We start from the raw sequence: 25169 nt of genomic DNA on the forward strand, positions 1-25169 counted from the left end.
ATTATTCCTCCTCTTTAAGTTTCTTAGCTTTCTCCACAGCTTCATCAATCGTACCTACCATGTAGAATGCATTCTCCGGCAGGTCGTCATATTTACCCTCAAGGATTTCCTTGAAACCACGAACCGTCTCTTTGAGCGGTACGTATTTACCCGGGGAACCCGTGAACACCTCAGCAACGTGGAACGGCTGCGAAAGGAAACGCTGAATCTTACGGGCACGGGATACGGTGAGCTTATCCTCATCGGAGAGCTCTTCCATACCGAGGATGGCGATGATATCCTGCAGCTCTTTGTACTTCTGCAGAACTGCCTGAACGCCGCGAGCGACTTCATAGTGCTCCTGGCCCAGAACTTCCTGGTTCAGGATACGGCTCGTGGAATCCAGCGGGTCAACGGCCGGATAGATACCGAGCTCAGCAATCTGACGGGAAAGAACCGTCGTTGCATCGAGGTGCGTAAAAGTACCTGCCGGAGCCGGGTCCGTAAGGTCATCGGCCGGGACATAGACAGCCTGAACCGACGTAATGGAACCCTGCTTCGTGGAGGTGATACGCTCCTGCAGCGCACCGATATCCGTAGTCAGCGTCGGCTGGTAACCTACTGCCGACGGCATACGGCCCAGCAGTGCGGATACCTCCGAACCAGCCTGAATGAAACGGAAGATGTTGTCGACGAAGAGCAGCACGTCCTGATGCTGAACATCACGGAAGTACTCTGCCATGGTAAGGCCCGTCAGAGCAACGCGCATACGTGCTCCAGGCGGCTCATTCATCTGGCCGTAGACGAGAGCGGTCTTATCGATAACCTTCGACTCCTTCATCTCGCCCCAGAGGTCATTACCCTCACGAGTACGCTCGCCGACACCAGCGAATACGGAGTAACCGCCATGCTCTTTGGCGATGTTGTGGATGAGCTCCATGATGAGGACCGTCTTGCCGACGCCTGCACCACCGAACAGACCGATTTTACCACCGCGGGCATAGGGAGCGATAAGGTCAACGACCTTGATACCGGTCTCGAGGACCTGCGTGCTGGTCTCCTGCTCATCAAATTTCGGAGCCGGACGATGAATCGGCCAAGCTTCCTTGTTGCCGACCGGAGTCGGGTCATGGTCAACGGTCTGACCCAGAACGTTGAAGATACGGCCGAGAACTTCGTTGCCGACCGGAACCGTGATTGGAGCGCCAGTATCGACCGCTTCCATACCACGGGTAAGACCATCGGTAGAGCTCATAGCGATGCAGCGGGTTACGCTGTCACCCAGATGCTGCATAACCTCGACGACGAGGTCGATGTCAACATCACCAGCTTTGCCTTTGATCGTGATTGCATTGAGAATTTCCGGCAGCTGACCTGCGGGGAATTCAATATCTACGACAGGTCCGATAACCTGTACAACTTTACCTTTTGTTGCCAATGGTAAACCTCCTAACGATGCTCTTATTTCAGAGCTTCAGCGCCGCCAACGATTTCGGTAATCTCGTTGGTGATGCCTGCCTGACGTACCTTGTTGTAGTAGAGGTCCAGCTTGCTCATGAGTTCTTCCGCGTTATCCGTAGCGTTGCTCATTGCATTCATGCGGGAACTCAGCTCCGATGCAGCGGACTGCAGCAAAGCCGCGTAGACCGTCGTATACAGATACTGCGGAAGCAAGAAGCCAAGTACCGTAGCCGCATCCGGCTCATAGATGTACTCTGCATGAACTCCCGTATTCTCCCCGGCCTCGGACTGGAACGGCAGCAACTGAACGGACTGCGGCTCACAGTTGATGGCGGAAATGAACTTCGTATAGACCATCTGCACTTCCCGATATTCACCGGTTTTGAAGCGCTCCACGATATATTCTGCAATATTCCGGGCATTTTCAAAGGACGGGCGCTCGCTAATGCCGATGTAGCTCTCAGCGATCTTATACCCACGGTTCTTGAAATGGGCTACGCCTTTGCGTCCTACCACGACGAGTTCCGTGTCGTCCTTCGATTCTACAATAGCTTCTGCTGCTTTGCAGGCATTGCCGGAATAAGCGCCAGCCAGTCCTTTATCGGCCGTGACCAACAAGATGAGCTTCTTGCCATCCTTATGGTTTTCGAGAAGAGGATGGGAAAAATCGGCACCGGCATTGGCGGCGATTTCCTTCACAACCTCCATAACCTTCTCGGCATAAGGACGATTGGCGCTAGCTGCTTCCTTTGCATGACGCAAACGCGAAGTTGCAACCATGTTCATGGCACTCGTGATCTGCTTGGTACTCTTTACGCTTTTGATGCGCTGGCGGATATCCTGTAAACTAGCCAAAAAGAATCACCTCGCTGTCTTATGCCATTTTGTATGTGATGGTTTCCTTGAACTCCTCAATAGCCTTCGAAAGTTCAGCCTCAAGGGCATCATCGAGTTTCTTCTGCTCGATAATCTTGCTGCCGACTTCCGGATGCTGGGTGCGCATGAATTTCAGGAAGTCATCCTGGAATTCTACGACCTTCTCCACCGGAATATCGGTCAGGAAGCCTTTGACAGCCGTATAGATGACCATGACCTGTTCCTGTACTAAGAGCGGGCTGTACTGCGCCTGTTTCAGCGTTTCTACCATACGGGCACCGCGGTCGAGCTGTGCCTTCGTTGCCTTGTCCAGATCGGAAGCGAACTGCGAGAAGGCAGCCAGCTCACGATACTGAGCCAGGTCAAGACGCATGGTACCAGCGACCTGCTTCATTGCCTTAATCTGTGCGGAACCACCGACACGGGATACCGACAAACCGACGCTGATAGCCGGACGGATACCGGAGTAGAAGGAGTTGGTCTCCAGCATGATCTGACCATCGGTGATGGAGATAACGTTGGTCGGGATATAAGCCGAAACGTCACCAGCCTGGGTCTCGATGATTGGCAGAGCCGTGATGGAACCGCCGCCCAGCTCATCGCTGAGTTTTGCCGCACGCTCCAGCAGGCGGGAATGTAAGTAGAATACATCGCCCGGATAAGCCTCACGCCCTGGCGGTCTTCTGAGCAGCAACGACATAGCGCGGTATGCAGCTGCATGCTTCGTAAGGTCATCATATACGCAGAGGCAGGCTTTGCCCTGATACATGAAGTGCTCAGCCATAGCGACGCCGGCATACGGAGCCAGATACTGCAGCGGAGCGCTGTCAGCCGCCGTAGCAGCAACGACAATCGTGTACTTCATGGCGCCAGCTTCTTCGAGCGTCTTGACGACACGAGCAACCGTCGATGCCTTCTGACCGATGGCAACATAAACGCAGATACAATCCTGATCCTTCTGGTTCAAAATCGTATCAACGGCGATAGCCGTTTTACCAATGCCGCGGTCACCAATGATGAGCTCGCGCTGTCCACGGCCGATTGGTACGAGGGCATCGATAGCCTTCAGACCAGTCTGCAGCGGTTCATGGACCGATTTACGGTCAGCGATGCCCGGTGCATGATACTCAACCGGACGCATGGTCTCCGCTTTGATTTCGCCTTTGCCATCGATCGGACGGCCGATAGCATCGACAACGCGGCCAATCATAGCTTCGCCTGCCGGTACCTGCATGATGCGGCCCGTGCGTTTTACCTGCGAGCCTTCTTTGATTTTCGTCTCACCGCCTAAGATAACGGCACCGACGTTGTCCTGCTCAAGGTTCAGGACCAAACCATAAATATCATTGCCGAAATCGAGCAGCTCGCCAGCCATTGCCTTCTCGAGGCCATGGATATGGGCAATACCGTCACCGATTTCGATAACCGTTCCAACATCATCGACGTTAAGATCTACGTTGTAGTTCTTAATCTGGTCTTTGATGATGGCTGTTATTTCTTCCGGATTCATTTTCATAACTTCGCTGTCACCCCAGTTTCATCAATTGTTAGCCAGTAGTTCTTTTCTAAGCGATTCGAGACGTCCAGCGACACTGCCATCAATGCGGCGATCGCCAATCTTGACAACCACACCACCGATGATGTCCTTGTCCTCATGCAGGCGGAGTTCCACCTGTTTGCCGGTAATGCTCTCAAGCTTAGTCTTGATTGACGAAGCCTGTGCGTCATCCACCGGTGCTGCCGTCGTCACATCCGCAATCAGGATGCCTCTGGCCTCATACGAAAGCTCACGGTACGAATCCTCGATGGCCTCGAACAGCGCGATACGGCGCTTGTCGATAAGCAGCATCAAGAAATTGTACACGTTCGCGGAAAGCTCACCTTCAAAAAGCTTCTGAATCAGCTCTTTTTTAGCCTTTGTCTCGACCTGCGGATTGGAAAGGAACGCGATTGCTGCCGGAACGGTTGCAAGACCGCTGCGGACCTCAGCCAATTCCCTGCCATACTCCACAAGCTTATCTTCCTCCTGGGCAATCTCAAAGATTGCCGTGGAATATTTGCGTGCAAGCTGTAAGTTTAGCATGGCAGATCACCAATCTTATCTTTATCGAGCTTATCGACGAATTCCGTGATAAGCTGCTCATTTTCAGCTTTATCGATGTTTTTGGAGATGATTTTGCCAGCAGCAGCCATGGACAGAGCCACGACCTCACCGCGGAGCTGTGCTACAGCACGCTCACGGTCACGCTGGATTTCAGCCTCAGCAGCCTTCTTCATCTGCTCAATTTCGCGTTTCGTCTCAGCACGAGCGGCCTCGCGTTCTTCGCTGGCGCGCTTTTCCGCGTTGCGGATAATATCCTCAGCTTTGATGTTGGCAGCAGCCAGCTTCTTTTTGTAATCAGCCAGCAGCTTATCAGCTTCCGCTGCATCAGCATCTGCCTTATCAAGGCTCTCTTTGATTCTATCCTCGCGGGCTTTGAGCATGTTGACGACCGGCTTATAAGCCACAGCGCGCAGCAGAACTACGAGAATGACGAAGTTAATGATCTGCGCGAAGAATGTCATATTTAACTCGATCAATTACTATGCCCCCCCTTTTTGTCATTTTTCACCAAAAAAATTATTTGATGAGCGGGTTAGCATAAAGCATGATCAGAGCGACAACCGTTGCGATGATTGCCATTGCCTCGATCAGACCTACGGAAATCAGCGTATTGGTGAACAGCGTGTTTTTAGCTTCCGGCTGACGGGTGATACCCTCGATGAAACGGCTCGTTACCATACCATCACCAAGACCTGCACCGACTGCTGCAAGACCCATGCAGAGACCTGCACCGACTAAAGCTGCTGCTACCATAATTGCATTTTCCATGAAAAAATCCTCCTTAAAAATGTAAAAACTTCTCAGATAGTAGAGTTATGATTCCTCTTCTTCTTTCTTTACTGCGTTGGCAAGATATGCCATCGACAGCATCGTGAAGATAACGGCCTGAACTCCGCCGATGAAGATACTGAATGCGAGCCAGGCAACAGCCGGGATTGGCATCCAGATTGGCATGAGTTTCAGCAGGACGACAATGAGAATCTCGCCTGCCAGGATGTTACCAAATAGACGAAATGCCAGTGTGATTGGTTTGGCAATTTCCTCGATTGCGTTGATGATTACGAATACCGGCGTCGGCTTGAAGAAATGAGCGATATAATGCCCACCTTTCATAACGATTCCCAGTACATGTACCATGACAATGACCAGGAGTGCTAATGCCAGCGTAGTGTTCAAATCATTGGTCGGCGATGCCATCTTCGGTACAAGCCCCAGCCAGTTGGATACCAGCAGGAACATGAACAACGATACGATAAACGGAGCCAGGAAACGGCCACGCTCGCCCATCATTGCATCCAGCTGTTCATGCAGCCACAAAACGATAATCTCCACGACATTCTGCCAGCCCTTCGGAATAATCTTCAGACTGCGGGTAGCCAGGAAGGCAATCAGTAATACGATAGCCATTGCCAGCCAAGTCATGTACAGGGTTTCCATATTGAAGGAAAAGCCCATGATTTGTTCTGTTCCGCGATGAACGACCTCTTCGCCCATACACTCAACCTCCTTCCCAATAAAACCTAGAAAATATCCTTTACCGTAAATTCATGTGGATCAGCAGGAACATCGCCATTCCATAGCAAAGAAGAAAGCCCAATGCAGTCACACCGAATACCTTCGCAGAAATATTTATGGCTGTCAACAGAACCAGCAGTAATACCGCCATCCGCAAGACAAGTCCCCAAAGCATCTGCTTCGTTGCGCCACCAGTGGGTGCTTCGGCAATCCTCCACAATCGCCAGGCCATGTTCCAGACAAATACCAGCGCTGCCATATAGCCCAGCAGCAAACCTCCGATGAGTCCGCCTTCTCCCCTTGCGAGTAAAAGACTTCCCAGCATCAGCGTCAAAGCTGCCAGTCCCCAGGACAAACGCTTTATGAAAATCGATAAAACTTCCTTCATATTCCTCCTCCAACGTCAGGCAGAAACTGTCCATCGTCTTCGTTGAATATCGGCGCGACAAGAGCAAATCCCGTGCGGGGACACGCTCCGCCTAAAAATCATATTTCGACATGAAACAACAAAACCCTTTAGAAATCTTGCAAATCAAAACAAAAAAATTCAGGCGGTTATGCTTGTTTTTGTCATAAATAATAATTATTTATACTACGATAAATCAATACAATTGGTTTATCGTAATCGGTCGCAATGCCTATTATATTCGATTGGTTAACGAATGGCAAGCCTTTTTTCGCCAAAATATAAAAATAACAACAATTCACGAAATACCGTATTTTTCCTCACTACAGGAGCTCCCCCTGTTTAAGCTGACGATACAGCGTATAAAGTGCTCCGGGAAAGCCGATGAGGATACCCACCAACTTTCCCATATAGCCAAGGCCGAGCTTTTCATCAGCCAGATTGCCCAGGAATACACAGATGCCCACAAAGACCACCAGATAAATCCCAATACCGCCCAATACGGAAAAGGCCTTGAGGGCCTGGCGAAGCCCCTCATGTCTTTCCTCGCCCTGCTTTTTTTCCATCGGTTTTCCTCCTAAAAAAAGGACTGCCGCCAATGCAACAGTCCTTTGCTTATTATTTTCCCATGAATACCGTCGGACGTTCTCCCACCAGCTCATAATGGTAGAGAATTGCCTGAATGATGCGTTCCGACGCCTTGCCGTCACCGTAGGGGTTGACCGATTCTGCCATGCGGCCGTATTCTTCCTTATCCGTAAGCAGCATCTTGGCTTCCTCATAGACGCGCTCACGATCCGTACCGATGAGTTTAACCGTACCAGCAGCAACGGCTTCCGGACGTTCCGTAGTATCGCGCAGAACCAGAACCGGTTTGCCTAATGCCGGAGCTTCTTCCTGAACTCCGCCCGAGTCCGTGAGAATCAAATGCGCACGGCTCATCAGATTGGCAAAGGGCTCGTAGTCCAGCGGGTCAATCAAATGCACTTTGTCGAGTCCGCCCAGCTCCTCACGAACAACTTCACGGACTTTCGGGTTCTTATGAACCGGGAAGACGATTTCCACATCATCAAACTCCTCCGTCAGCTGGCGCAGAGCCTTGTAGACATGGCGCATCGGTTCCCCAAGGTTCTCACGGCGATGAGTCGTTACGAGAATAATGCGCTTGTTCTTGAAATCGATGTGGCGCAGCATCTCATCTTCAAACTCATAGTCCTCACGAACCGTGTGATGGAGGGCATCGATTACCGTATTGCCCGTTACAAAAATGCTCTCTGCCGGAACATTTTCTGCCAGCAGGTTGGCCTCGCTGGTTTCCGTGGGCGCAAAGTTGAGGTCCGAAATGCACCCCGTGAGTTTGCGGTTCATCTCCTCCGGGAATGGCGAATACTTATTGTGGGTGCGCAGGCCAGCTTCGACGTGGCCCACCGGAATCTGATGGTAATAAGCAGCCAGTGCTCCAGCAAAGGTCGTGGTCGTATCACCATGAACCAAAACGATATCCGGTTTCTCTACCGTCATGACCTGGTCCAATCCCTTCATCGCTTTCGTCGTGATGTCAAAAAGCGTCTGCCCCTGAGCCATGATATCAAGGTCGTGGTCCGGTGTGATATTGAAAAGATTCAATACCTGGTCCAACATTTCACGATGCTGGGCAGTTACCGCCACCACCGGCGTAATCGTATCGGAATGCTTCTGCAGTTCCAAAACGATTGGCGCCATCTTGATTGCCTCCGGGCGCGTGCCGAAGACCGTCATCACCTTGATTTTCTTCTTGTCCATTAAAAATCCCCTTTCTATAAATAAAGGCAGGACTTACGCCTGCCTTTCGGGTTCTGTTTCACTGTCTTCCCGCAGCAGCACTATGCTGATGCGCCGAATCATTCATGTGGAAAATACCAATCTTCTTGGCGCCAAAAAATACAGCCAAAACAACCACGCAGACGATGAGGATAGCAAACTGACTGCTTACCTCAGTGAGTGCTACCGCACTGAGTCCCAAAAGGGCACTAATGACATACATCAGCAGCACTGCCTGACGCTGGCTGAAGCCGAGGTCCAGCAGACGATGATGCAAATGTCCCTTATCCGGTTTGAAAATAGGAACGCCACCGCGGTAACGGCGCACAATCGCAAAGGTCGTATCCAGGATTGGCAGCCCCAATGCCAGAATCGGCACGATAAGGGCAATGGTCGCTGCGCACTTGACCGCACCGATAACCGAAATGCCAGCCAGCATGAAGCCAAGGAACATACTGCCAGAATCCCCCATAAAAATGCGGGCTGGATTGAAGTTGTAATAGAGAAAGCCAAAGGCTGCACCAGCCAAAGCCGCTGTCAGCACAGCCACCAACAGGATATTCTGCTGCAAGGCCACGAGGAAGATGGTGATGGCCGCAATGGTGGATACACCAGCAGCCAGGCCATCCAGGCCATCAATGAGATTGACCGTGTTGGTAAGGCCCACAATCCAGAAAATCGTCGCCGGAATGGCAAACCATTCCGTGTAGATGTAATCCCCAAAGGGGTCCGTGACGAAATCAATGCGGACGTCAAAGGCGATGACCAGCACCGCTGCCGCGATAATCTGACCAAGCAGTTTGACCTTTGCCGGCAGATTTTTGTAGTCATCGATGATGCCAACCAAAACGATGAGCGAGCCGCCCACCATCAGGCCCACCAGCTCCATCATCACTTCATCCGTAACCTTTACGAAGGAAAGAAGCGTGAGCATTGCCACCATAAAGGCAGCATAGATGCCAAGACCGCCAATACGCGGAATCGGCTTTTTATGTACTTTTCTCGCATCAGGAGCGTCCATGGCTCCCGTCTTGGCCGCCAAAAAGATCACGCCTGGCGTAATGAGCAGCGCCACACCGGCAGCAATAACAAACGCCAACATATAATCTGGCATACAAGTTGCACCTCTTTTTCAAAAACATTCATTTTTTCATAGCAAGCCTATTTTACCGCAGTGGGTGTCTAGTGTCAATGGAAAGAAACTGAATGCACCGGATTTAATCATGAATCTCATCGGGACGGCAGGTTACGATACTGCCATCGGTTTCGTAGTAAACAACTTGCGCCAGCTTGGCATTGCGAAGCATCCGGCGGCAAAGCAGGCAGGGTTTGCCCGAAGCCAGGCTGCCATCGGCATTGATGCCGACAATATAAATCGTCGCCCCCTCCATGACGGCAGGGTCTGCGTTGATGATGGCATTCTGCTCGGCGTGAACCGCTACGCAAAGCTCGTAATTCTGCCCCTTGGGAACATGAAGCCGTTCCCGTTCGCAGATTCCGGTATCGATGCAGTTAGACTCGCCACGGGGGGCTCCATTGTAGCCCGTGCTGATGATGATTTTATCCTTGACGATGATGGCACCGTATCGGCGACGCAGGCAGGTTGCCCGGCGGCCAACGGCTTTGGCAATATCCAAAAAGTATTCCGTCCAATCCGGACGCTGCTGTTTCTCACGACTCATGATGACCTTCCTCCAAACTCTTCAAATAGCGATGGCCCAATATGACCGCCACAAAATCATCCACGGGCTCCGGCGGCACTTGCATGGTTACCGGCAGCAGCCGCCGCCAGCCCTTTGGCGGATGCGCCTTCCAATATTCTCCCTTGGCCAGTTCTGTGGTGCGATATTCATCCAGCACCACGATGGCCAGTTCCGGCAGGGCCTTTTCGATGCGTTCCCGCGCCTCTTGGCTGGTAGTTCCGTTGCCCTCTATGAGGATTTCATAGCGGTATTTCTGCTGGGCGCCGGTCAGTTCTGCCTCCAGCCTTGCCGTTTCTATGACTTTCTGCCAAAGCACCCGGCCGTCACTAGCCAGTACGGCAAAGCCGCATTTGTCACGGCCGGGGTCCAATGCTGCTATATTCATTCATTCCTCCTGCAAGAAAGCCTTCCTCAAAGAGGAAGGCCTTTCTTTCTCATTTACGGTAAATCCGTCTGCTGTTCTACCCTGATTTTTAACCGCAACGGTCCAATGGCATCCGTTGCGCCGTTGGCATAAGCGGACAATATCCAAGAGCCATGCTTGCCGCGCAAGGCGCCGACGATGTCATAGAACTGAGCACCTTCAATCACACCAACTGTACCGCGGATTGGGTCCGGCAGGATTCCCTTAGCCGTAGCCGCCTGATTGACCTCCTTGAGGAAGTCCATGACTACCTGCTCCGACTCGCCATCCGATTTTCCGTTCAGTGTATAGGGTTTAGCCAGAATAAATTCTTTATCGCCATATACCGTGCTGTTCTTATAAAGCTCCAGTGTCGTCCGGATTGCTTCCCCGCGTACGAGATTGCCGGCCGCCACAATGCGGACAACCATATCGTTACGACTGGCGGCAATGGTCTTCACGGCCTCAGCATACTCAGGCTGATAAATCCAAATGTCCTGGTCGGATTTATCCTCGCCAAGCTTTTCCGATACGTTGCGGTTGGCAAGTTCGGCCAGTGCCCGCAAATCGTTATCCACCTCAAACTGGGTGCGGCCGCCGCGAACCACTGCACTGGCAATTACCTCACCCGCCTGATAGATGATGTCTCCTTCGCGAATGGTAATCAAGCCATCGCGAAGATTCTGTGCATGCTTCTCAAGCAGTGTATTGCTTTCGGTGAGTTTCTTGTTCGTTCCCGTCAGCAAATCATTCTGCACGCCCAGCGCGGAATTTTCAACAGCCAGGGCATCATTGCGATGCAACAAATCAATCTTTGCGGCCTCGAGCAGGCGATTGCCCTCCTGAAGTCGTGCTGATTTTTCTTCCAGCTCCGTCTGCTGACTCTTGAGTTTTTCCACATCATCCTTCGACTTGGCCAGAGCCTCATCGGTCTGCTGCTGTTCCACCTGTGCCTGCTGCAAATCCGCCTGGGCCTGATTCAGGCTGTCCTTAGTCTCCCGCATGGTGCGGTTGAGCTGCTCCATACCGAAAAGGGCCGTGCGGACATTTTGCGAGGCCGCCGCCATAACCCCAAAGGTCAAAGTGGTAATGCAGATACCGGTAAAAATCGTGATGACAACAGATGTATGGCGTGGCCTAAGGCCAAAAAGCGACAACCGCTTCTTACCGATTTTTGTTCCGAGCCGATCGCCAATAAACGCAATCGCGCCACCGGTAATAATCAGCACGACAATCAAAAGGACTCCATACATCCTTACTCAATCCACCTTTCGCAATAATCAGCAGTCACCGTCACCGCGATGCTCTGCGTATCAGGAAGAAACCTGCAATCAAGCCGACAATATTCGGAATCCATACCGCCAGCATCGGCGCAATGGCACCGCTGCGGGCCAGAGCATTGCCCATGGTCATCAGTGCATAATAGAAGAAAATGATGATAACACTCATGGCAAAGCCTGCCGACGAGGAATTACGGGTAGGCTGCAGGCCAAGGGGCACGCCAATCAAAGCAAAAATCAGGCTGGCCATCGGCACCGTAACGCGCTGATAAAGTTCCGCTTCGAGCTTATTGGTATTGATATACTGGGTCTTCATGATTTCGATTTGGGCTTTGAGTTCCTTCATCGTAAGCTCTTCCGGGTCTTTCTGCTCCCGGACAATCTGCTTTGGATTAGCCTTTATGGGAAGCTTCTGGGAGTCAAAGCGCATGGTATGCTCACTTTTGCCAGCTTCTGTGGCAATATCGTAAATCATGCCGTTGTGCATGTTCCACTCGTTGCCGCTCCACTCCGCATATTCGGCATTTTCCACATGGCTGACCTGGCCCTCATCGTTGAACTCCTGCAGGGTGATTCCCTGCAGGGTCTGGGACTCGGCGTCATAACGGCGGGCATAGACCAGCCGCTGAATCTTATCGTGGTTAAGGTCTTTGAGGATGATGTGCTCCTGCGACTTCATCCCCGTATTTCCCTGGATTTCATAATAAAGAACGTTGCGATAAGCGGTATTGGCCCAAGGCACAACGTATTCATTAAAGGCAATGGCGCACATGCTGACGATGAGCCCCATGAGGATAGCCGGTGCCGCAATGCGGCCAAAACCGATACCACAGGACTTCATAGCCGTAATCTCACTGGAACTGGACAGCCGGCCAAAGGTCAGCAGGCTCGCCAGCAGCATGGACATCGGGAAGGTCCACATGATAACGGCCGGCAGACCGAAGATGAAGATTTTCACAACGGCTTGCAGCGAAGCGCCATAATCCGTAATATACTTGGCAATCTTAAAAAGCGTTCCCGAACCGATAAAAACTGCGGAGAAGGCACAGATGCCGAATAAGAAGGTCATGAACACTTCCCGAAATATATATTTGTCTAAGATTCTTATATGCATCGTTTGTTCTCCAATCAAAGGGTAAAGTTCTCACCCAGGTAAAATTTCTTGGCGATTGGGCTGCTCGCAATCGTCTGGCTGTCGCCTTCCAGCAGGATTTTGCCTTCGCTCAGGATATAAGCACGGTCGACAATCTGCAGTGTCTCCCGGACATTGTGATCCGTAATCAGGATGCCCATGCCGCGCTGGCGCAGATATTGGATGATATCCTGAATATCGGCCACGGCCAGCGGGTCAACACCAGCAAAGGGCTCATCCAGCAGGATAAACTGCGGCTCAAGGGCCAGACACCGGGCAATCTCTACCCGGCGTCTTTCGCCGCCGGAAAGCTCCGTTCCCTTGCGCTCCTGCACATGGCCAATGTGGAACTCTTCAATGAGCTCCTCGTATTTAGCCTGCTGCTCTGCCGGGGACAGTTTCGTCGTCTCGAGAATTGCCATGATGTTTTCCCGCACCGTCAATTTGCGGAAAATCGAAGCTTCCTGGGTCAGGTAACTGATTCCCAGCTCCGCCCGCTTATACATGGGGGAACTTGTAATATCGATGTCCGAAAGGTATACTTCACCAGACGTCGGGTGCTCAAGTCCCACAATCATATAAAAGGTCGTCGTTTTACCGGCACCATTCGGACCGAGAAGGCCAACAATCTCACCTTTCTCCACCCGCAGGGAAACACGGTTCACCGCCGTGCGTTCCTTAAATTTCTTTACCAGATTCTTCGCTTCGATATGCAAAGCCCTAACCCTCCAACAATATACTGCTTATTTTACCTTAGCCGCCCCATCGCTGGCAAGGTAAATCGTCAAACGATTGCTCTTCATCCGATTGTTATCCTGAACCGCCCAGGCATTGCCCGTTACCACCACCCGGCCTTGATCCTTGCCATAGTAGTCCATGCGGTCGCCACCGGCTTCCATGTCCTTCGGCGGGCTCACGAGATGCGCGTTGCCCGAACCGACGTAATGGGCATCATCCAGCCAGCCTTCCAGGCGATTAGCCGTAAAGGTTCCATCGGCACTGGAAATCGTGCCACCAGATGCAATCAATACATACTTATTCTGGTTCGGATAGTAATCCACCTGCTCACCGCTGAAACTCTTATCCCCCTGGGTGCCATAAACACCGCCGGTTGCCAGCATGTGATTCTGTCCATCCGTCACGACTTTTGCACAGGTAATGCGCGTGTCATCGGTGGTTGCAACGACATTTCCCTCCACCGTGCCTTCCTGGGTTTTGGTGTTATAGGATGCCCGCTGGCCCGTGACGCGGGAACTTCCCCGCACCATGGTCACACCGCCGTCGGCGGATGCCAGCCCGGTGCTCATATCGTATTCAACGGTATCGGCATTGAGTTCTGCCGGCTCACCGGCGGCACTGATCCCCTGCATTGGCAGGACAGCGCTGACGGCTAATGCCAGCAATATCTTTTTCATTTTGCTCGTTTTCATTCGCTAGTTCCTCCCTTGACAAGGTGTGCCTTGCCGACAATCTTGATTTTGTTGAAGCCATCGGTGCTCTCGATGCGATCACCAGTTGCCTTCATATCATCTTTTGACGCAACGGCATCACCGACGGCGGCCAGCAGTTCGTCCTTTGCCGTCCAGCGAAGTTCCTTACTCGAAAGCTTGGCCCCATCGCTGGTGGTGATGGCTACATTGCCGGTGATGGCAATATCCTTGGTATCGTTGTCATAGGTTCCACCATCGGCATGAACCTCCACCGTGCGGCCATCTTTGGCATAAAATTTGCCGGTAAGTTTTTCAAAGGTAACATTTTTCGACTCCACATCCACCTGGATATGTTCCGCCGTCAATTCCCAAATCGTACGGCCGTCCTTTTCCTCGCGGATAGTGTTGCCATCATAAGTCATTACTTTGTTTTCTTGGGATTGTTCCGTTTGCTGCGGAGCCTCCGGTACGGTTGCCACCGCCCAGATTACCAGTGCGGCAAAAGCAGCGATACCAAGGGCCAGCAAAATCTTATTTCGCTTGCTCATTTATCTGCCCCCTGCGATTTAACCGTATGATGTTTGCCGGTCTTCTGCTCTTCGGGCGGCGTGTTCCAGCGTTTCTGGAACCACAGCCACTGGGTCGGATTGTCACGGATGACCTGCTCGACAATTTTCGTCATGCGTGCCGTAAAATCAAAGAGGTCTTTATCCGTATCGCCAGTATCCTCATACCGCATGATTTCGCCTACCAGCACTTTATGCTTGCCGTTAGGCTGACGGATGATAAAGGCGGGCACCACCGGGGAATTGAACTTATGGGCAAAGACAGCAGCGCCCATGGGCGTCGAGGCTATCTTGCCCAAAAAGGGCAGGAAAGCACCACCGGGGCCGCCATCCTGATCCGACAGGAAACCGAGGATTTTCCCTTGGCGGAGCGCCCGGGCTGCCGATAAGAGCTCACTGGTACCACGGGAGAAAATCTCCACATGGATGGTCTTGCGAAGGTCGTTTAATGCATTGGTGTACTGCATGTTGGGCTGGGGCTTGGCAATGGCCGTAACCGGCAGGCCATTTAGCGTGAAGGCTGCCGAAAGCCATTCCCAGGTACCGATATGCCCTGTGACAATTACCACGCCCTTCTTCTCGGCCAGCGCCTCTTTGAGGCGTTCCAGATGGTCGATTTCAATATACTGCTCAAAATTCTTCTCGTTAAGATGCGGCATATAGAGGATTTCCAATACATTGCGCGCGAGATTCACAAATGACTCCCGCACGACCTTGCGGGCCTCATCTTCCGAGAGATTGAGTGCTGGCATCATCTGGGCCACGGCCCGCTCCCGCTCCTTTTTTACCAGGAGATAATAGAGATTGCCCAGCACCCGGCCAGCTGCCATGAGCAGGCCATATGGCATATGACAGACCAGCCAGCTCATAAACATCACAAATTTATAATGCATGGATTACGTTCCCCCAAATACATTGATTCACTGTTTCTGATTACTGCGCCAGCTCGCCATTCGTAGCCGAAGCTGACGGATAAAAATCCTGCATAAGCGCCTGCCATTTGCCCTGGGCTTTCAGGATGAATTCGATGAGTTCACGAACGGCACCACGGCCCCCGGGATAGCTTGCCGTAAGCAAGGCTTCCTGGCGAACCTCCGCCACCGCATCGCTTACCGCCATAGGAAGACCAACCTGCAACAGTATTGGCAGGTCGATGAGGTCATCACCAATATAGCCGATTTCCTCATCCTGCAGGCCTAACTTCTCTTTGAGTTCCTGATAAGCCGTCCGCTTGTCGAGCTTCCCCTGGAACACTTCGGAAATATGGAGCTCCCCAGCCCGGAAAGCCACCTGCTTCGAGTTCCGGCCCGTTATGATGGCGGTTTTGATGCCGGCTTTATGGGCCAGCGTAATGCCCAGTCCATCCCGGCAGAAAAACGGCTTGTAGAGCTCACCTTCGGCGCCGATATAAATCCCGCCGTCGGTCAAAACACCATCCACATCAAAAATAATCAGCTTGATGTGTTTTGCCCGTTCCAGGGCACCACATTTCTGGTCCATATCAAACAACTCCTTGACGCAACAGGTCGGTCAGATGGACAATGCCAACTGGATTGTGGTCATCGTCCACTACCGGCAAAACGGTAACCGGACGGGGTTTGTGCTTCTCCATAACCGAAAGAGCCGAAGCTGCCAAAGCGTCCTCGCGAATCATCAGCGGATTCTCGAACATGATATTGTGTACCGGCTCATCGAGGAATTTATAATCCTTAGCCAGAGCCCGGCGAATGATTCCATCGGTGATAAGTCCGACAAACTTGCCATTTTCATCCACTACCGAAGCAGCGCCCAGGCCTTTGTCGGTCATGATAAAGAGCGCATCCTTGGCCGTCTTATCCTGAGATACAACCGGGTTGTCTTCTCCGGTATGCATGACATTCGAAACCTTCAAGAGCAGGCGGCGTCCCAAAGCCCCGCCCGGATGGAACAAGGCAAAATCCTGGCTGGTGAAGTTGCGGACCGACATCAGCGCTACCGCCATAGCATCCCCCATAGCCAGAGTCGCCGTCGTGCTGGCCGTTGGTGCCAGCCCCAACGGGCAAGCTTCCTTTTCCACGCCGATATCGATGAAATAATCGCTATTTTTCCCCAGCTGGGAATCACGCCGGCCGCTCATGGCGATAATCTTAGCACCAATGCGACGGATAATCGGCAGGATATTGACGATTTCCGACGACTCGCCGCTGTTGCTGATGGCAATAACTACGTCGTTTTCCGTAACCATGCCCAAATCCCCATGGAAGGCCTCGGCCGGATGCATGAAAAACGAAGGCGTTCCCGTGCTAGCGAAGGTAGCCGCAATCTTGCGGCCGACGTGGCCGGATTTTCCCATGCCCGTAACAATGACACGAGCCGGGCAATCCAGAATGCATTGCACCGCCGCCATGAATTCATCGTCAATGCGTTCTTTGAGCTTCAATACCGCATCGGCTTCAATTTCCAGCGTTTCGATGGCCTTTTCTTTTACCTTTATCACAAGTCTTTTCCCCTTATGTACAAATCATTCAAATTCGATGGTCATAATTTCAGGCATCAGCCCTTGAACTTCTTGCGCACGATTTCGTGGATTGCCACGGCATCCTTCAAGAGGTCTTCCAGTTTATCCAGGTAAACCATGTTGGCACCATCCGAGAGAGCCTCTTCCGGATTGTCATGAACTTCCAGGAACAGGGCATCGATGCCAGCCCCCACAGCTGCGCGTACGAGGAATTCCACGTACTCTCGATTGCCAGCCGAAGTCGTACCATTGCCACCCGGCAGCTGTACGCTATGGGTACCGTCCATGACCACCGGATAGCCAAAGGAGCGCATGATGGGCAGGGAACGCATATCCACCACCAGATTGTTATAGCCAAAGGAGGCACCGCGTTCCGTCAGCATAATCTGCTCACAGCCGCTCTCATGGAGTTTGTCCACCACATTGCGCATGTCCTTCGGAGCCAGGAACTGGCCTTTTTTGACGTTGACGACGCGGCCCGTCTGAGCAGCGGCGTGGAGAAGGTCCGTCTGGCGGCACAGGAAAGCCGGAATCTGCAGAATATCGGCAACTTTTGCCACCGGTTCTGCCTGATACGTCTCATGAATATCCGTAACCACCGGAACCTGAAGTTCGTCTTTAATCTGCTGCAGCATCTCCAGGCCCTTTTCCATGCCTGGGCCGCGGAAGCTGTGGAAGGAGGAACGATTTGCCTTGTCAAAAGAAGCCTTGAATACGTAGTTGATGTCCAGACGCTCACAGATTTCCTTGATGGTGCGGCCAATCAACAGGCAGCGGTCCATTTCCTCCAACACGCAAGGACCAGCCAGCAGCGTCAGTTTCTCGCCGCCGCCAATTTCAAAATTTCCCACTTTTACCTTATTCATATTCGTCTCTCCTTTATAAAGAATTTACATTGCTTATTATAACGCCATTTTACGATAAATCTCGTTGACTTTCTCCAGGTCTTCTGCCGTATCGACACCAACGAATTTCGCCTTGGTTTCCACCACTTTGATGCGGTAGCCATTTTCCAGTGCCCGCAACTGTTCCAGGGACTCTGCGGACTCTAAGGGCGTGGATTCCATCTTGGCATACTGCAGCAGGAAGTCGCGCTTGTAGGCGTAAATCCCGATGTGTTTGTAGACCGGGCAACCCTCATGGCGCGGATAGGGCATCAAGGAACGGGAGAAGTACAGCGCATAGCCATTCTTATCCGTTACCACCTTGACATTATTGGGATTCTTCTTCTCTTCCTCATCGGTAATCTCCGTCTTGACCGTAGCCATCTGGAGTTCTGCATCCTGTTCAAAGACCGCAGCCAGTTCATCAATAAGCGACGGCTCGATGAGAGGCTCGTCCCCCTGTACATTGACGATAAGGTCTGCCTCCGGAAAGGAAGCTGCCACCTCGGCCAAGCGGTCCGTGCCCGTCGGATGGTCTTTCCGTGTCATCATCGCCTGGCCGCCATGGTCCTTTACCGCCGCCAGGATGCGCTCGTCATCGGTAGCGACAATTGTCTGGCTGACTTTGCCGGCCTTTGACGCCCGATCGTAAACCCGGCAAATCATCGGTTTGCCAGCAATATCTTTCAGCGGTTTGCCCGGCAGTCTCGTCGAAGCGAAACGAGCCGGGATGACACATAATACATTCATGGATTGTACCATCCTTTCATGAGCATTTCCTTAAGATTAACGGGAACCGAGCCGTTCGGTCAAACGGTTCGCCAGCAGCTGGCGGAATTCTTCGCTGCCCTGCTGGAACTTGACCTCGACGCAGATAACATACACGGGGATGTCCATGCCTGCCTGAATGATTTCAGCCGGCACTTTAACTGCATCCTTCTCGGTGATGATGATTGCCTCTGCTCCCATATTTTTCGCCTGCTGCAGGATATCGGTCATCTCCTGCATGTTGTAGTCGTGATGGTCTGGATAGCGCAGGCTTTCAATGATGACAACGCCGAGGTCGGAAAGGGTCTGCTCAAAGGAAGCAGGATTGCCGATAGCTGATACGGCCATTATCTTCTTGCCGCGCATCTGGTCTACTTCAATACCATCACCGGCGATATCCACGTACCAATCCGACAGGGGGATAAAGCAACGTGGCTGATGGATGCTCTCGAGAATCTGAGCATCCGCATTATTCTTCCGGACGGTCTGGCGAATATACTCGCAGGACCCTTCGGCAGCCTGGTCAACCTTGGTCATCAGGCAGACATCAGCACGGCTGATATGGGAAACTGGCTCGCGAAGCGTCCCCCGCGGCAGAATGTAACCATTACCAAACACGTTGACGGCATCGACAAGCAAAATATCCATATCCCGTTCGAGCTGCCAATGCTGATAGCCATCGTCCAAGATAGCTACTTCTGCACCAAAATGCTCAATCGCATACTGGCCCGTAAGAGAACGGTCTGCGCCGATAAGTACCGGCACATTGGGCAGGTGCTTTGCCAGCATAAAGGCCTCGTCGCCGGCTTCGGCTGCGCTCATGTGGAGACGCTTGCCGTCGGATACGATACCGACTTTACCGTGCCACTTCGCCCGGTAGCCGCGGTTCAGAATGACCACATGATAGCCCATATTGCGGATATCGGTGGCCAGCCGCTGTGCCGTTGGCGTCTTACCCGTGCCGCCCACCGTCACGTTGCCGAGACTAATGACAAAACAGTCCAGCTTGCGATGGGTAAATATCCCCACCCGATAGCCGGCCAGTTTCAGATTTACCAAACCAGCATAAATCAACGAGAATACATAGAGGATTCCCATGATGATATGCATGAAGAAGCCATGGACTTCCTTACTGTGCACCAAATCGATAAAATACGTCTGGAAATTATCGATTTTTTGCGTAGCCCGGGCCCGCTGGCGGTTTTCTGGACAGCTTTCATAAGCTTCCAGCATTTCCCGCAGGATGACTGCTGACTTCCGTGATGCCCCTTTGTTTTCATTGACGATGGCGAGAGTTTCCGCCTCCATGCGAGCGCGGTGTTCCGGATCATCGAAGAGGCGTACCACTTCTTTCACCAGTTCGCTCTCATTGTTTACCGTGATGCAGGCATCGCGGTTCTTGAACAGGGCATGGGTGTCCTTGAAATTGAACATATTGTGGCCCACGATAATGGCCTTGCCATGGGCTGCTGGCTCCAAAATATTGTGGCCGCCATGGGGTATCAGGCTGCCGCCTACATAGACCACATCGCCGACGCTGTATACCTTGCCCAACTCCCCAATGGTGTCGAGAATGACAATATCTTCGTTATGGGATTCCTGCTGCTGGAGTTTCGTGCGGGTGGTTACCGTAAACCCCGCTTTCTTGCAGAGGTGAATGACCTCCTGGGTGCGAAGCAATTCCCGAGGGGCGATTACCAATTTCGCTCCGGGATGGTTTTCCCGAACGGCCTTAAAGGCTTTCAGCACATACTCCTCTTCCCCGCGATGGGTGGAACCCGCCAGGAAAATCCCCTCATTATTTGTAAGCCCCATTTCCCGGATAATCTGGGCTTTTTCCTCAGGGCTGACATCCGTATAGGTCTGGTCAAATTTCGTATTGCCCGTAACCGTAACCAATTCCGGCGGGGCTCCTAGCCGCATGATGTAGTCCGCATCAATCTGGGACTGCATCGCAAACTTCTTCACGGTACCAATCATTTCCGTCAGCAAGCTGTGGAGATGCTTGTACTGCTTGACGCTCCGGTCGCTGATGCGGCCGTTGACCATCATGACAGGAATGTGGAGCTGACGAGCGGTTTTTAGGAAATTCGGCCAAAGCTCCGTCTCAACCGGCAGGAATACCCGCGGATGGATGCGGCGCAACACATGGCCGGCCAAAAACGGCAAGTCCAGCGGGAAATAAATGATGGCGTCCGCATCCTTGATAATGCGGTTTGCCATCTCGTAGCCGCTGGTCGTTACTACTGACACCAGAATGGGGCTCGTCGGAAACTCCTTGCGGAACTCCTTGATAAGTGGACTTGTTGCCACAATCTCCCCCACGGAAGCAGCATGTACCCAAATGCAATGCTTCTTGGCCACTTTTTCCAAAGCATGCTCGGGAAAGAAACCGAGGCTCTGCCGGATTCGCATCACAAATCCCTTTTCACGAATCGATCGCACCATGAAAACGGGAATGATCATGATGGCAACAATAATCGCCAAGATATTATAGAGTATCTGCATATCTCTATCTTTCCCTTCTTACACGTTCTTCTTGTTGAACTGAATGTTATACAAATAGCTATACAAGCCATCGAGTTTCAAAAGTTCTTCATGTGTACCATGCTCTTTTACATGACCATTGTCAATAACAAAGATTTGGTCGGCATTGAAAATCGTTGACAAACGATGGGCAATGACAAAAGAAGTACGCCCCACCATAAGCTTATCGAGGGCAGCCTGAACGATTTTCTCGCTTTCCGTGTCCAGTGCCGACGTGGCCTCGTCAAGAATCAAAATCCGCGGATTCTTGAGGATTGCCCGGGCGATGGCCATGCGCTGCCGCTGACCGCCCGAAAGATTCATGCCCCGTTCACCGATTTTCGTATCGTAGCCCTGGGGCAGATTGCGGATGAATTCATCGGCATTGGCCGCCTTGGCCGCCTCAATGACCTCTTCATCCGTAGCATCGAGACGACCATAACGGATATTTTCCATTACCGTCGTCGAGAACAGCAGGGTTTCCTGGGGAACAATACCAATCTGTTCCCGCAGGGACGATACGGTGACATCGCGGATATCCGTTCCATCAATGGAAATCGAACCATCCGTAATCTCATAAAAGCGCGGAATCAAGTTGGCAATCGTCGACTTACCGGCGCCACTTGGGCCAACAAAGGCAATCATCTGACCTGGTTTGGCATCCAGCGAGACATCCGACAGGGCCGGAACCCCTTTCTTGTACTCAAAGGATACGTGGTCCAGCTTAACGGCACCGGAAATCTTCGGCAGCGGTTTAGCCCCTTCCTTGTCGCTGATGGGCTCTTCCAAATCGATAACGGCAAAGACGCGGTCAACAGCGGCCATGGCGCGCTGCAAATTGCCGTATACACGGGACAGACGCTTAACCGGATTGGCCAGATTGACAGCATAGGTCAGGAAAGCCACCAGAGCACCAGCAGTCATTTCGTCGTTGACAACCTCGTAACCGCCGAACCATACGATAAAGGTGACGGATATGGCCGCCAGAAATTCTACCGTCGGCGTAAGGAGGCTCGTCAGCTGAACATTTTTCATAGCCGCCTGGAAGTTTAACTGATTCTGATGGGTAAAACGGTCAGTCTCATACTTTTCCCGAACGAAGGATTTTACCACGCGGATGGCCGAAATACTCTCCTGTAGCAGGGAAGTGATATCCGCCATGCGCTCCTGAATAACCGTACCATTGCGTTTGATTTTCCGGCCGAAGATTTTCATGGCCTGCCCAACCAGGGGAATGACCACCAAGGTCAACAGGGAAAGCTTCCAGTCAAGGTAAACCATCAATACCAGGGAGCCGATGAGAATCGAGCCTTCCGTGACCATCTCAATGAGCTGGTCTACCAATGCCGACTGAATGGCCGCCACATCGTTGGTGATGTAACTCATGGTTTCACCAGTCTGATGCTTATCAAAATATGCCATCGGCATGCGCTGGAATTTGCGGAACATAACCTCGCGGACATCGATAATCACCTTTTGGCCAATATACGATACCAGATAGGACTGTCCGTAAAAGAATATGCCGCGGACAAAGAAAACCACTACGATACCAACACAAATCATGTTGAGCATCATCATGTCTTTATCCGATAACACTTTATCAATCATATCCTTGATAATCCAAGGCAGATACAGATTGCATCCAGCTGCTACAATAATGCAGACAATAGCCAAGAACAGCTGCTTCAGATATGGTCGAATAAACTGAAGCAGTCGCTTATAATTCTTCATGTTCTTCCCCCGATAATTCTTTACTTTCCGAAAGACGGCGGGCAGCCTCTAGGATTTTTTCCGCCACCCTTGCCGAAGCTCCCGGTGCCCCTAGTTTTTCACAGGCGGCAGCAAGCTTGGTCACCACAACGTCCCGGCTCTCCTCCCCTGGATACAGGCGCAGGAGTTCCGCGGCAATATTCTCCGGAGTCACTGCGTCCTGCAGCAGCTCCTTTTCAAACTGCTCGCCGAGCAGAATGTTCGGCAGGCTGAAATTCTCTACATGAACCAGTAGTTTTCCTACGGCGTAGGAAAGGGGCGACAGGCGATAGAGCACCACGCAGGGCAGTCCCATAAGGGCTGCCTCCATAATGACCGTCCCCGAAGTCGCCACGGCAGCATCGGCTGCCCCCATCAGCGAATAACGCATCTCATGGGTAAGCACCACCGGCACATTGGCTTCATCAATGAGCTGGCGAATCCGCGCCTCGTTGATTCCATCGGCCACCGGCAGCAGCAGCATCGTCTCAGGCCTCTGCTCCAGCAGTTTTTTCGCCCCTGCCAGCATCGAAGGCAGCAGCAACTCGATTTCCTGTTTGCGGCTGCCGGGCATCAGTAGGATGGCGGTCTTATCTTCGGGAATGCCGAAGTGTTTTCTGGCCTGCTCCCGGGGCAGTTCCGCCTTTACCTTGTCCACCAGAGGATTGCCCACAAAGGAAATATTAGCCCCAGCCTTCTCGTAGACAGGCAGTTCGTGGGGAAAGATGGCCACAAATTCATCGGCCCATTTCGTGCACTCCTTTGCCCGGCCCTTGCGCCAGGCCCAAGCCGACGGCGGAATATACGAAAACACGGGGATGCCGAGTTTCTTCGCCCGCTTGGCCAAACGCCAGTTGAAATCCGGATAATCAATCAACACCAAAAGGTCGGGTTTTTCCCGCTTCATGAATTCCGTCAATCCATCCAAAAGATTCAGAAGGCGCCGCAGATTCTTAATCACTTCCCACACGCCCATTACGTTATAATCGGCAAAATTCTCATAAAGCCGTACGCCAGCCTCTTCCATCCGCGCACCGCCAAAACCGATAAGTTCAATGGACGGGTCCATCCTAAGGATAGAAGATGCCAGCTGTTCTCCATGTACATCACCGGAAACTTCGCCGGCAGAAAACATGATTTTCATGCAGAACACCTCCTGCTATTTCACATAATAGTCCACTCTTTATTATACATAAAGTTGATGCAGAGTGCAAAGCACTCCACACCCTCTCTTACATGAAAAAGACGCAAATGGACACATTTTTCGTATCCACTGCGTCTGCGAATTACATTGCTACAATCGTTATATCGTTTTCATCAGCCAGCTTCAGAACCTTTTCCTGTTCCACCAGCAGGGTTTCACCGGCTTCGATGACCAAAGCCTTAGCCCCCACTTCCACCATAGTACGCAGGGTGGTAAGGCCTACTGCTGGCACATCGAAGCGCTTATCCTGCTGAGGCTTGGCCACCTTGGCCACTACTGCGCCGCCTCTGGCCAGCTGGCCGCCACGACGGATGCAGGCATCGGTGCCCTCAATGGCTTCCAAAGCCATGACAGCTAAGCCCTTCACCACCACCGTCTGGCCTACGTCCATGCGGCCGATTTCCTTCGCCATCCGGAAACCGAACTCCATGTCCTTCTTCTCGTCCTCAGTAGGTTTGCGCCGGGTAAGCACACCAGCCTCCGGCATCAGCGGGCGAATCAGCGCGGTCTGGTCGACAACTTTGGCCCCAGTGCTCTCAACAGCAGCCACCAAAGCTTCCATAACCGTATCGTCTTTGCGGTCCTTGAGGCTCATGAGAATCTGCATGGTCTTGAGGTCCGGCATCGCCTTATGAGCATACAAGAGCTCCTTGGTGACCTTGCCAATCATGGTAACCTGGGTAATCTTGTTCTTCTTCAAGTATTTGAGAATCTTACCGACCTTAAAGACGCTGATCTCCTGATAGTCTGTAGCATATTCCTTCAGGCATTCTTCCGTCTCCGGAAGCAGGGAAACAATATAGACCTCATTTCCCTGTGCTCTGGCTGCTTTGGCGCATTCCACCGGCAAGAAACCGATGCCGGCCAGCAGTCCGACTCTTTCCAT

The 25169-nt window shown here is 52.1% G+C and carries 27 protein-coding genes; all 27 read right to left on the reverse strand.

The genetic code is table 11. The features are described from left to right. Position 1: 1 nt before the first annotated feature. Entirely contained in the window at positions 2-1417 is a 1416-nt protein-coding gene (gene atpD / locus BLQ36_RS02425) for a F0F1 ATP synthase subunit beta (protein WP_033171518.1), read from the reverse strand. Between the two features lie 23 nt (positions 1418-1440). Continuing rightward, a complete protein-coding gene (atpG, locus tag BLQ36_RS02430) occupies positions 1441-2295 on the reverse strand; it encodes an ATP synthase F1 subunit gamma (RefSeq protein WP_074513802.1) in 855 nt (284 codons plus the stop codon). A gap of 19 nt (positions 2296-2314) precedes the next feature. Further along, positions 2315-3832 carry a F0F1 ATP synthase subunit alpha gene (gene atpA, locus BLQ36_RS02435; protein ID WP_074513803.1) on the reverse strand — a complete coding sequence of 506 codons (1518 nt, stop codon included), beginning with the start codon at positions 3830-3832 and terminating at the stop codon, positions 2315-2317. A 24-nt stretch (positions 3833-3856) separates the two neighbouring features. Beyond that, positions 3857-4399 carry an ATP synthase F1 subunit delta gene (gene atpH / locus BLQ36_RS02440; protein ID WP_074513804.1) on the reverse strand — a complete coding sequence of 181 codons (543 nt, stop codon included), beginning with the start codon at positions 4397-4399 and terminating at the stop codon, positions 3857-3859. After that, positions 4393-4896, reverse strand: a complete 504-nt coding sequence (gene atpF, locus BLQ36_RS02445) for a F0F1 ATP synthase subunit B (protein WP_074513805.1) — start codon at positions 4894-4896, stop codon at positions 4393-4395. The genes atpH and atpF overlap by 7 nt, the downstream gene beginning before the upstream one ends. A gap of 40 nt (positions 4897-4936) precedes the next feature. Continuing rightward, positions 4937-5188 (reverse strand): F0F1 ATP synthase subunit C, encoded by a 252-nt coding sequence (gene atpE, locus BLQ36_RS02450; RefSeq protein WP_033171523.1) that lies wholly within the window; start codon positions 5186-5188, stop codon positions 4937-4939. 45 nt (positions 5189-5233) lie between these two features. Then, positions 5234-5914, reverse strand: coding sequence for a F0F1 ATP synthase subunit A (gene atpB / locus BLQ36_RS02455; RefSeq protein WP_074513806.1), 681 nt, complete (start codon positions 5912-5914; stop codon positions 5234-5236). A gap of 40 nt (positions 5915-5954) precedes the next feature. Next, the gene (locus BLQ36_RS02460; protein ID WP_074513807.1) at positions 5955-6323 is read right to left on the reverse strand and encodes a hypothetical protein; all 369 of its coding nucleotides are present in this window, start codon (positions 6321-6323) and stop codon (positions 5955-5957) included. Positions 6324-6664: 341 nt separating this feature from the next. Next, a complete protein-coding gene (locus tag BLQ36_RS02465) occupies positions 6665-6907 on the reverse strand; it encodes an AtpZ/AtpI family protein (protein WP_074513808.1) in 243 nt (80 codons plus the stop codon). A gap of 52 nt (positions 6908-6959) precedes the next feature. Then, a complete protein-coding gene (gene wecB / locus BLQ36_RS02470; protein ID WP_074513809.1) occupies positions 6960-8123 on the reverse strand; it encodes a non-hydrolyzing UDP-N-acetylglucosamine 2-epimerase in 1164 nt (387 codons plus the stop codon). A 58-nt stretch (positions 8124-8181) separates the two neighbouring features. Next, positions 8182-9255 carry a glycosyltransferase family 4 protein gene (locus BLQ36_RS02475; protein WP_074513810.1) on the reverse strand — a complete coding sequence of 358 codons (1074 nt, stop codon included), beginning with the start codon at positions 9253-9255 and terminating at the stop codon, positions 8182-8184. A gap of 103 nt (positions 9256-9358) precedes the next feature. Further along, positions 9359-9823 carry a deoxycytidylate deaminase gene (locus BLQ36_RS02480; RefSeq protein ID WP_074513811.1) on the reverse strand — a complete coding sequence of 155 codons (465 nt, stop codon included), beginning with the start codon at positions 9821-9823 and terminating at the stop codon, positions 9359-9361. Continuing rightward, entirely contained in the window at positions 9813-10229 is a 417-nt protein-coding gene (locus tag BLQ36_RS02485; protein ID WP_074513812.1) for a resolvase, read from the reverse strand. The genes BLQ36_RS02480 and BLQ36_RS02485 overlap by 11 nt, the downstream gene beginning before the upstream one ends. 53 nt (positions 10230-10282) lie before the next feature. After that, entirely contained in the window at positions 10283-11500 is a 1218-nt protein-coding gene (locus tag BLQ36_RS02490) for a DUF3084 domain-containing protein (RefSeq protein ID WP_074513813.1), read from the reverse strand. Between the two features lie 40 nt (positions 11501-11540). Further along, a complete protein-coding gene (gene lptG / locus BLQ36_RS02495; protein WP_033171532.1) occupies positions 11541-12641 on the reverse strand; it encodes an LPS export ABC transporter permease LptG in 1101 nt (366 codons plus the stop codon). A 14-nt stretch (positions 12642-12655) separates the two neighbouring features. Beyond that, on the reverse strand, positions 12656-13375 hold the full coding sequence (gene lptB, locus BLQ36_RS02500; RefSeq protein WP_033171533.1) for an LPS export ABC transporter ATP-binding protein: 720 nt from the start codon (positions 13373-13375) through the stop codon (positions 12656-12658). Positions 13376-13402: 27 nt separating this feature from the next. Continuing rightward, a complete protein-coding gene (locus tag BLQ36_RS02505) occupies positions 13403-14089 on the reverse strand; it encodes an LptA/OstA family protein (RefSeq protein ID WP_074513814.1) in 687 nt (228 codons plus the stop codon). Further along, on the reverse strand, positions 14086-14637 hold the full coding sequence (lptC, locus tag BLQ36_RS02510; protein ID WP_074513815.1) for an LPS export ABC transporter periplasmic protein LptC: 552 nt from the start codon (positions 14635-14637) through the stop codon (positions 14086-14088). Before lptC ends, BLQ36_RS02505 begins: the two co-directional genes overlap by 4 nt. Further along, on the reverse strand, positions 14634-15548 hold the full coding sequence (locus BLQ36_RS02515) for a lysophospholipid acyltransferase family protein (RefSeq protein WP_074513816.1): 915 nt from the start codon (positions 15546-15548) through the stop codon (positions 14634-14636). Before BLQ36_RS02515 ends, lptC begins: the two co-directional genes overlap by 4 nt. Positions 15549-15588: 40 nt before the next feature. Beyond that, positions 15589-16155 (reverse strand): KdsC family phosphatase, encoded by a 567-nt coding sequence (locus BLQ36_RS02520; protein ID WP_074513817.1) that lies wholly within the window; start codon positions 16153-16155, stop codon positions 15589-15591. Position 16156: 1 nt separating this feature from the next. Next, a complete protein-coding gene (locus BLQ36_RS02525; RefSeq protein ID WP_074513949.1) occupies positions 16157-17128 on the reverse strand; it encodes a KpsF/GutQ family sugar-phosphate isomerase in 972 nt (323 codons plus the stop codon). A 59-nt stretch (positions 17129-17187) separates the two neighbouring features. After that, positions 17188-18018 carry a 3-deoxy-8-phosphooctulonate synthase gene (gene kdsA / locus BLQ36_RS02530; protein ID WP_074513818.1) on the reverse strand — a complete coding sequence of 277 codons (831 nt, stop codon included), beginning with the start codon at positions 18016-18018 and terminating at the stop codon, positions 17188-17190. 36 nt (positions 18019-18054) lie between these two features. Beyond that, a complete protein-coding gene (kdsB, locus tag BLQ36_RS02535) occupies positions 18055-18786 on the reverse strand; it encodes a 3-deoxy-manno-octulosonate cytidylyltransferase (RefSeq protein WP_074513819.1) in 732 nt (243 codons plus the stop codon). Between the two features lie 36 nt (positions 18787-18822). Then, positions 18823-21312 carry a tetraacyldisaccharide 4'-kinase gene (lpxK, locus tag BLQ36_RS02540; RefSeq protein ID WP_074513820.1) on the reverse strand — a complete coding sequence of 830 codons (2490 nt, stop codon included), beginning with the start codon at positions 21310-21312 and terminating at the stop codon, positions 18823-18825. Positions 21313-21330: 18 nt separating this feature from the next. Continuing rightward, positions 21331-23061 (reverse strand): lipid A export permease/ATP-binding protein MsbA, encoded by a 1731-nt coding sequence (msbA, locus tag BLQ36_RS02545; RefSeq protein ID WP_074513821.1) that lies wholly within the window; start codon positions 23059-23061, stop codon positions 21331-21333. Beyond that, positions 23048-24223 carry a lipid-A-disaccharide synthase gene (gene lpxB, locus BLQ36_RS02550; protein WP_074513822.1) on the reverse strand — a complete coding sequence of 392 codons (1176 nt, stop codon included), beginning with the start codon at positions 24221-24223 and terminating at the stop codon, positions 23048-23050. Before lpxB ends, msbA begins: the two co-directional genes overlap by 14 nt. 142 nt (positions 24224-24365) lie before the next feature. Then, the gene (locus BLQ36_RS02555; protein WP_074513823.1) at positions 24366-25169 is read right to left on the reverse strand and encodes an LpxI family protein; all 804 of its coding nucleotides are present in this window, start codon (positions 25167-25169) and stop codon (positions 24366-24368) included.

The sequence above is a fragment of the Selenomonas sp. WCT3 genome (genome assembly GCA_900100835.1).
GTDB lineage: Bacteria > Bacillota > Negativicutes > Selenomonadales > Selenomonadaceae > Selenomonas_A > Selenomonas_A ruminantium_E.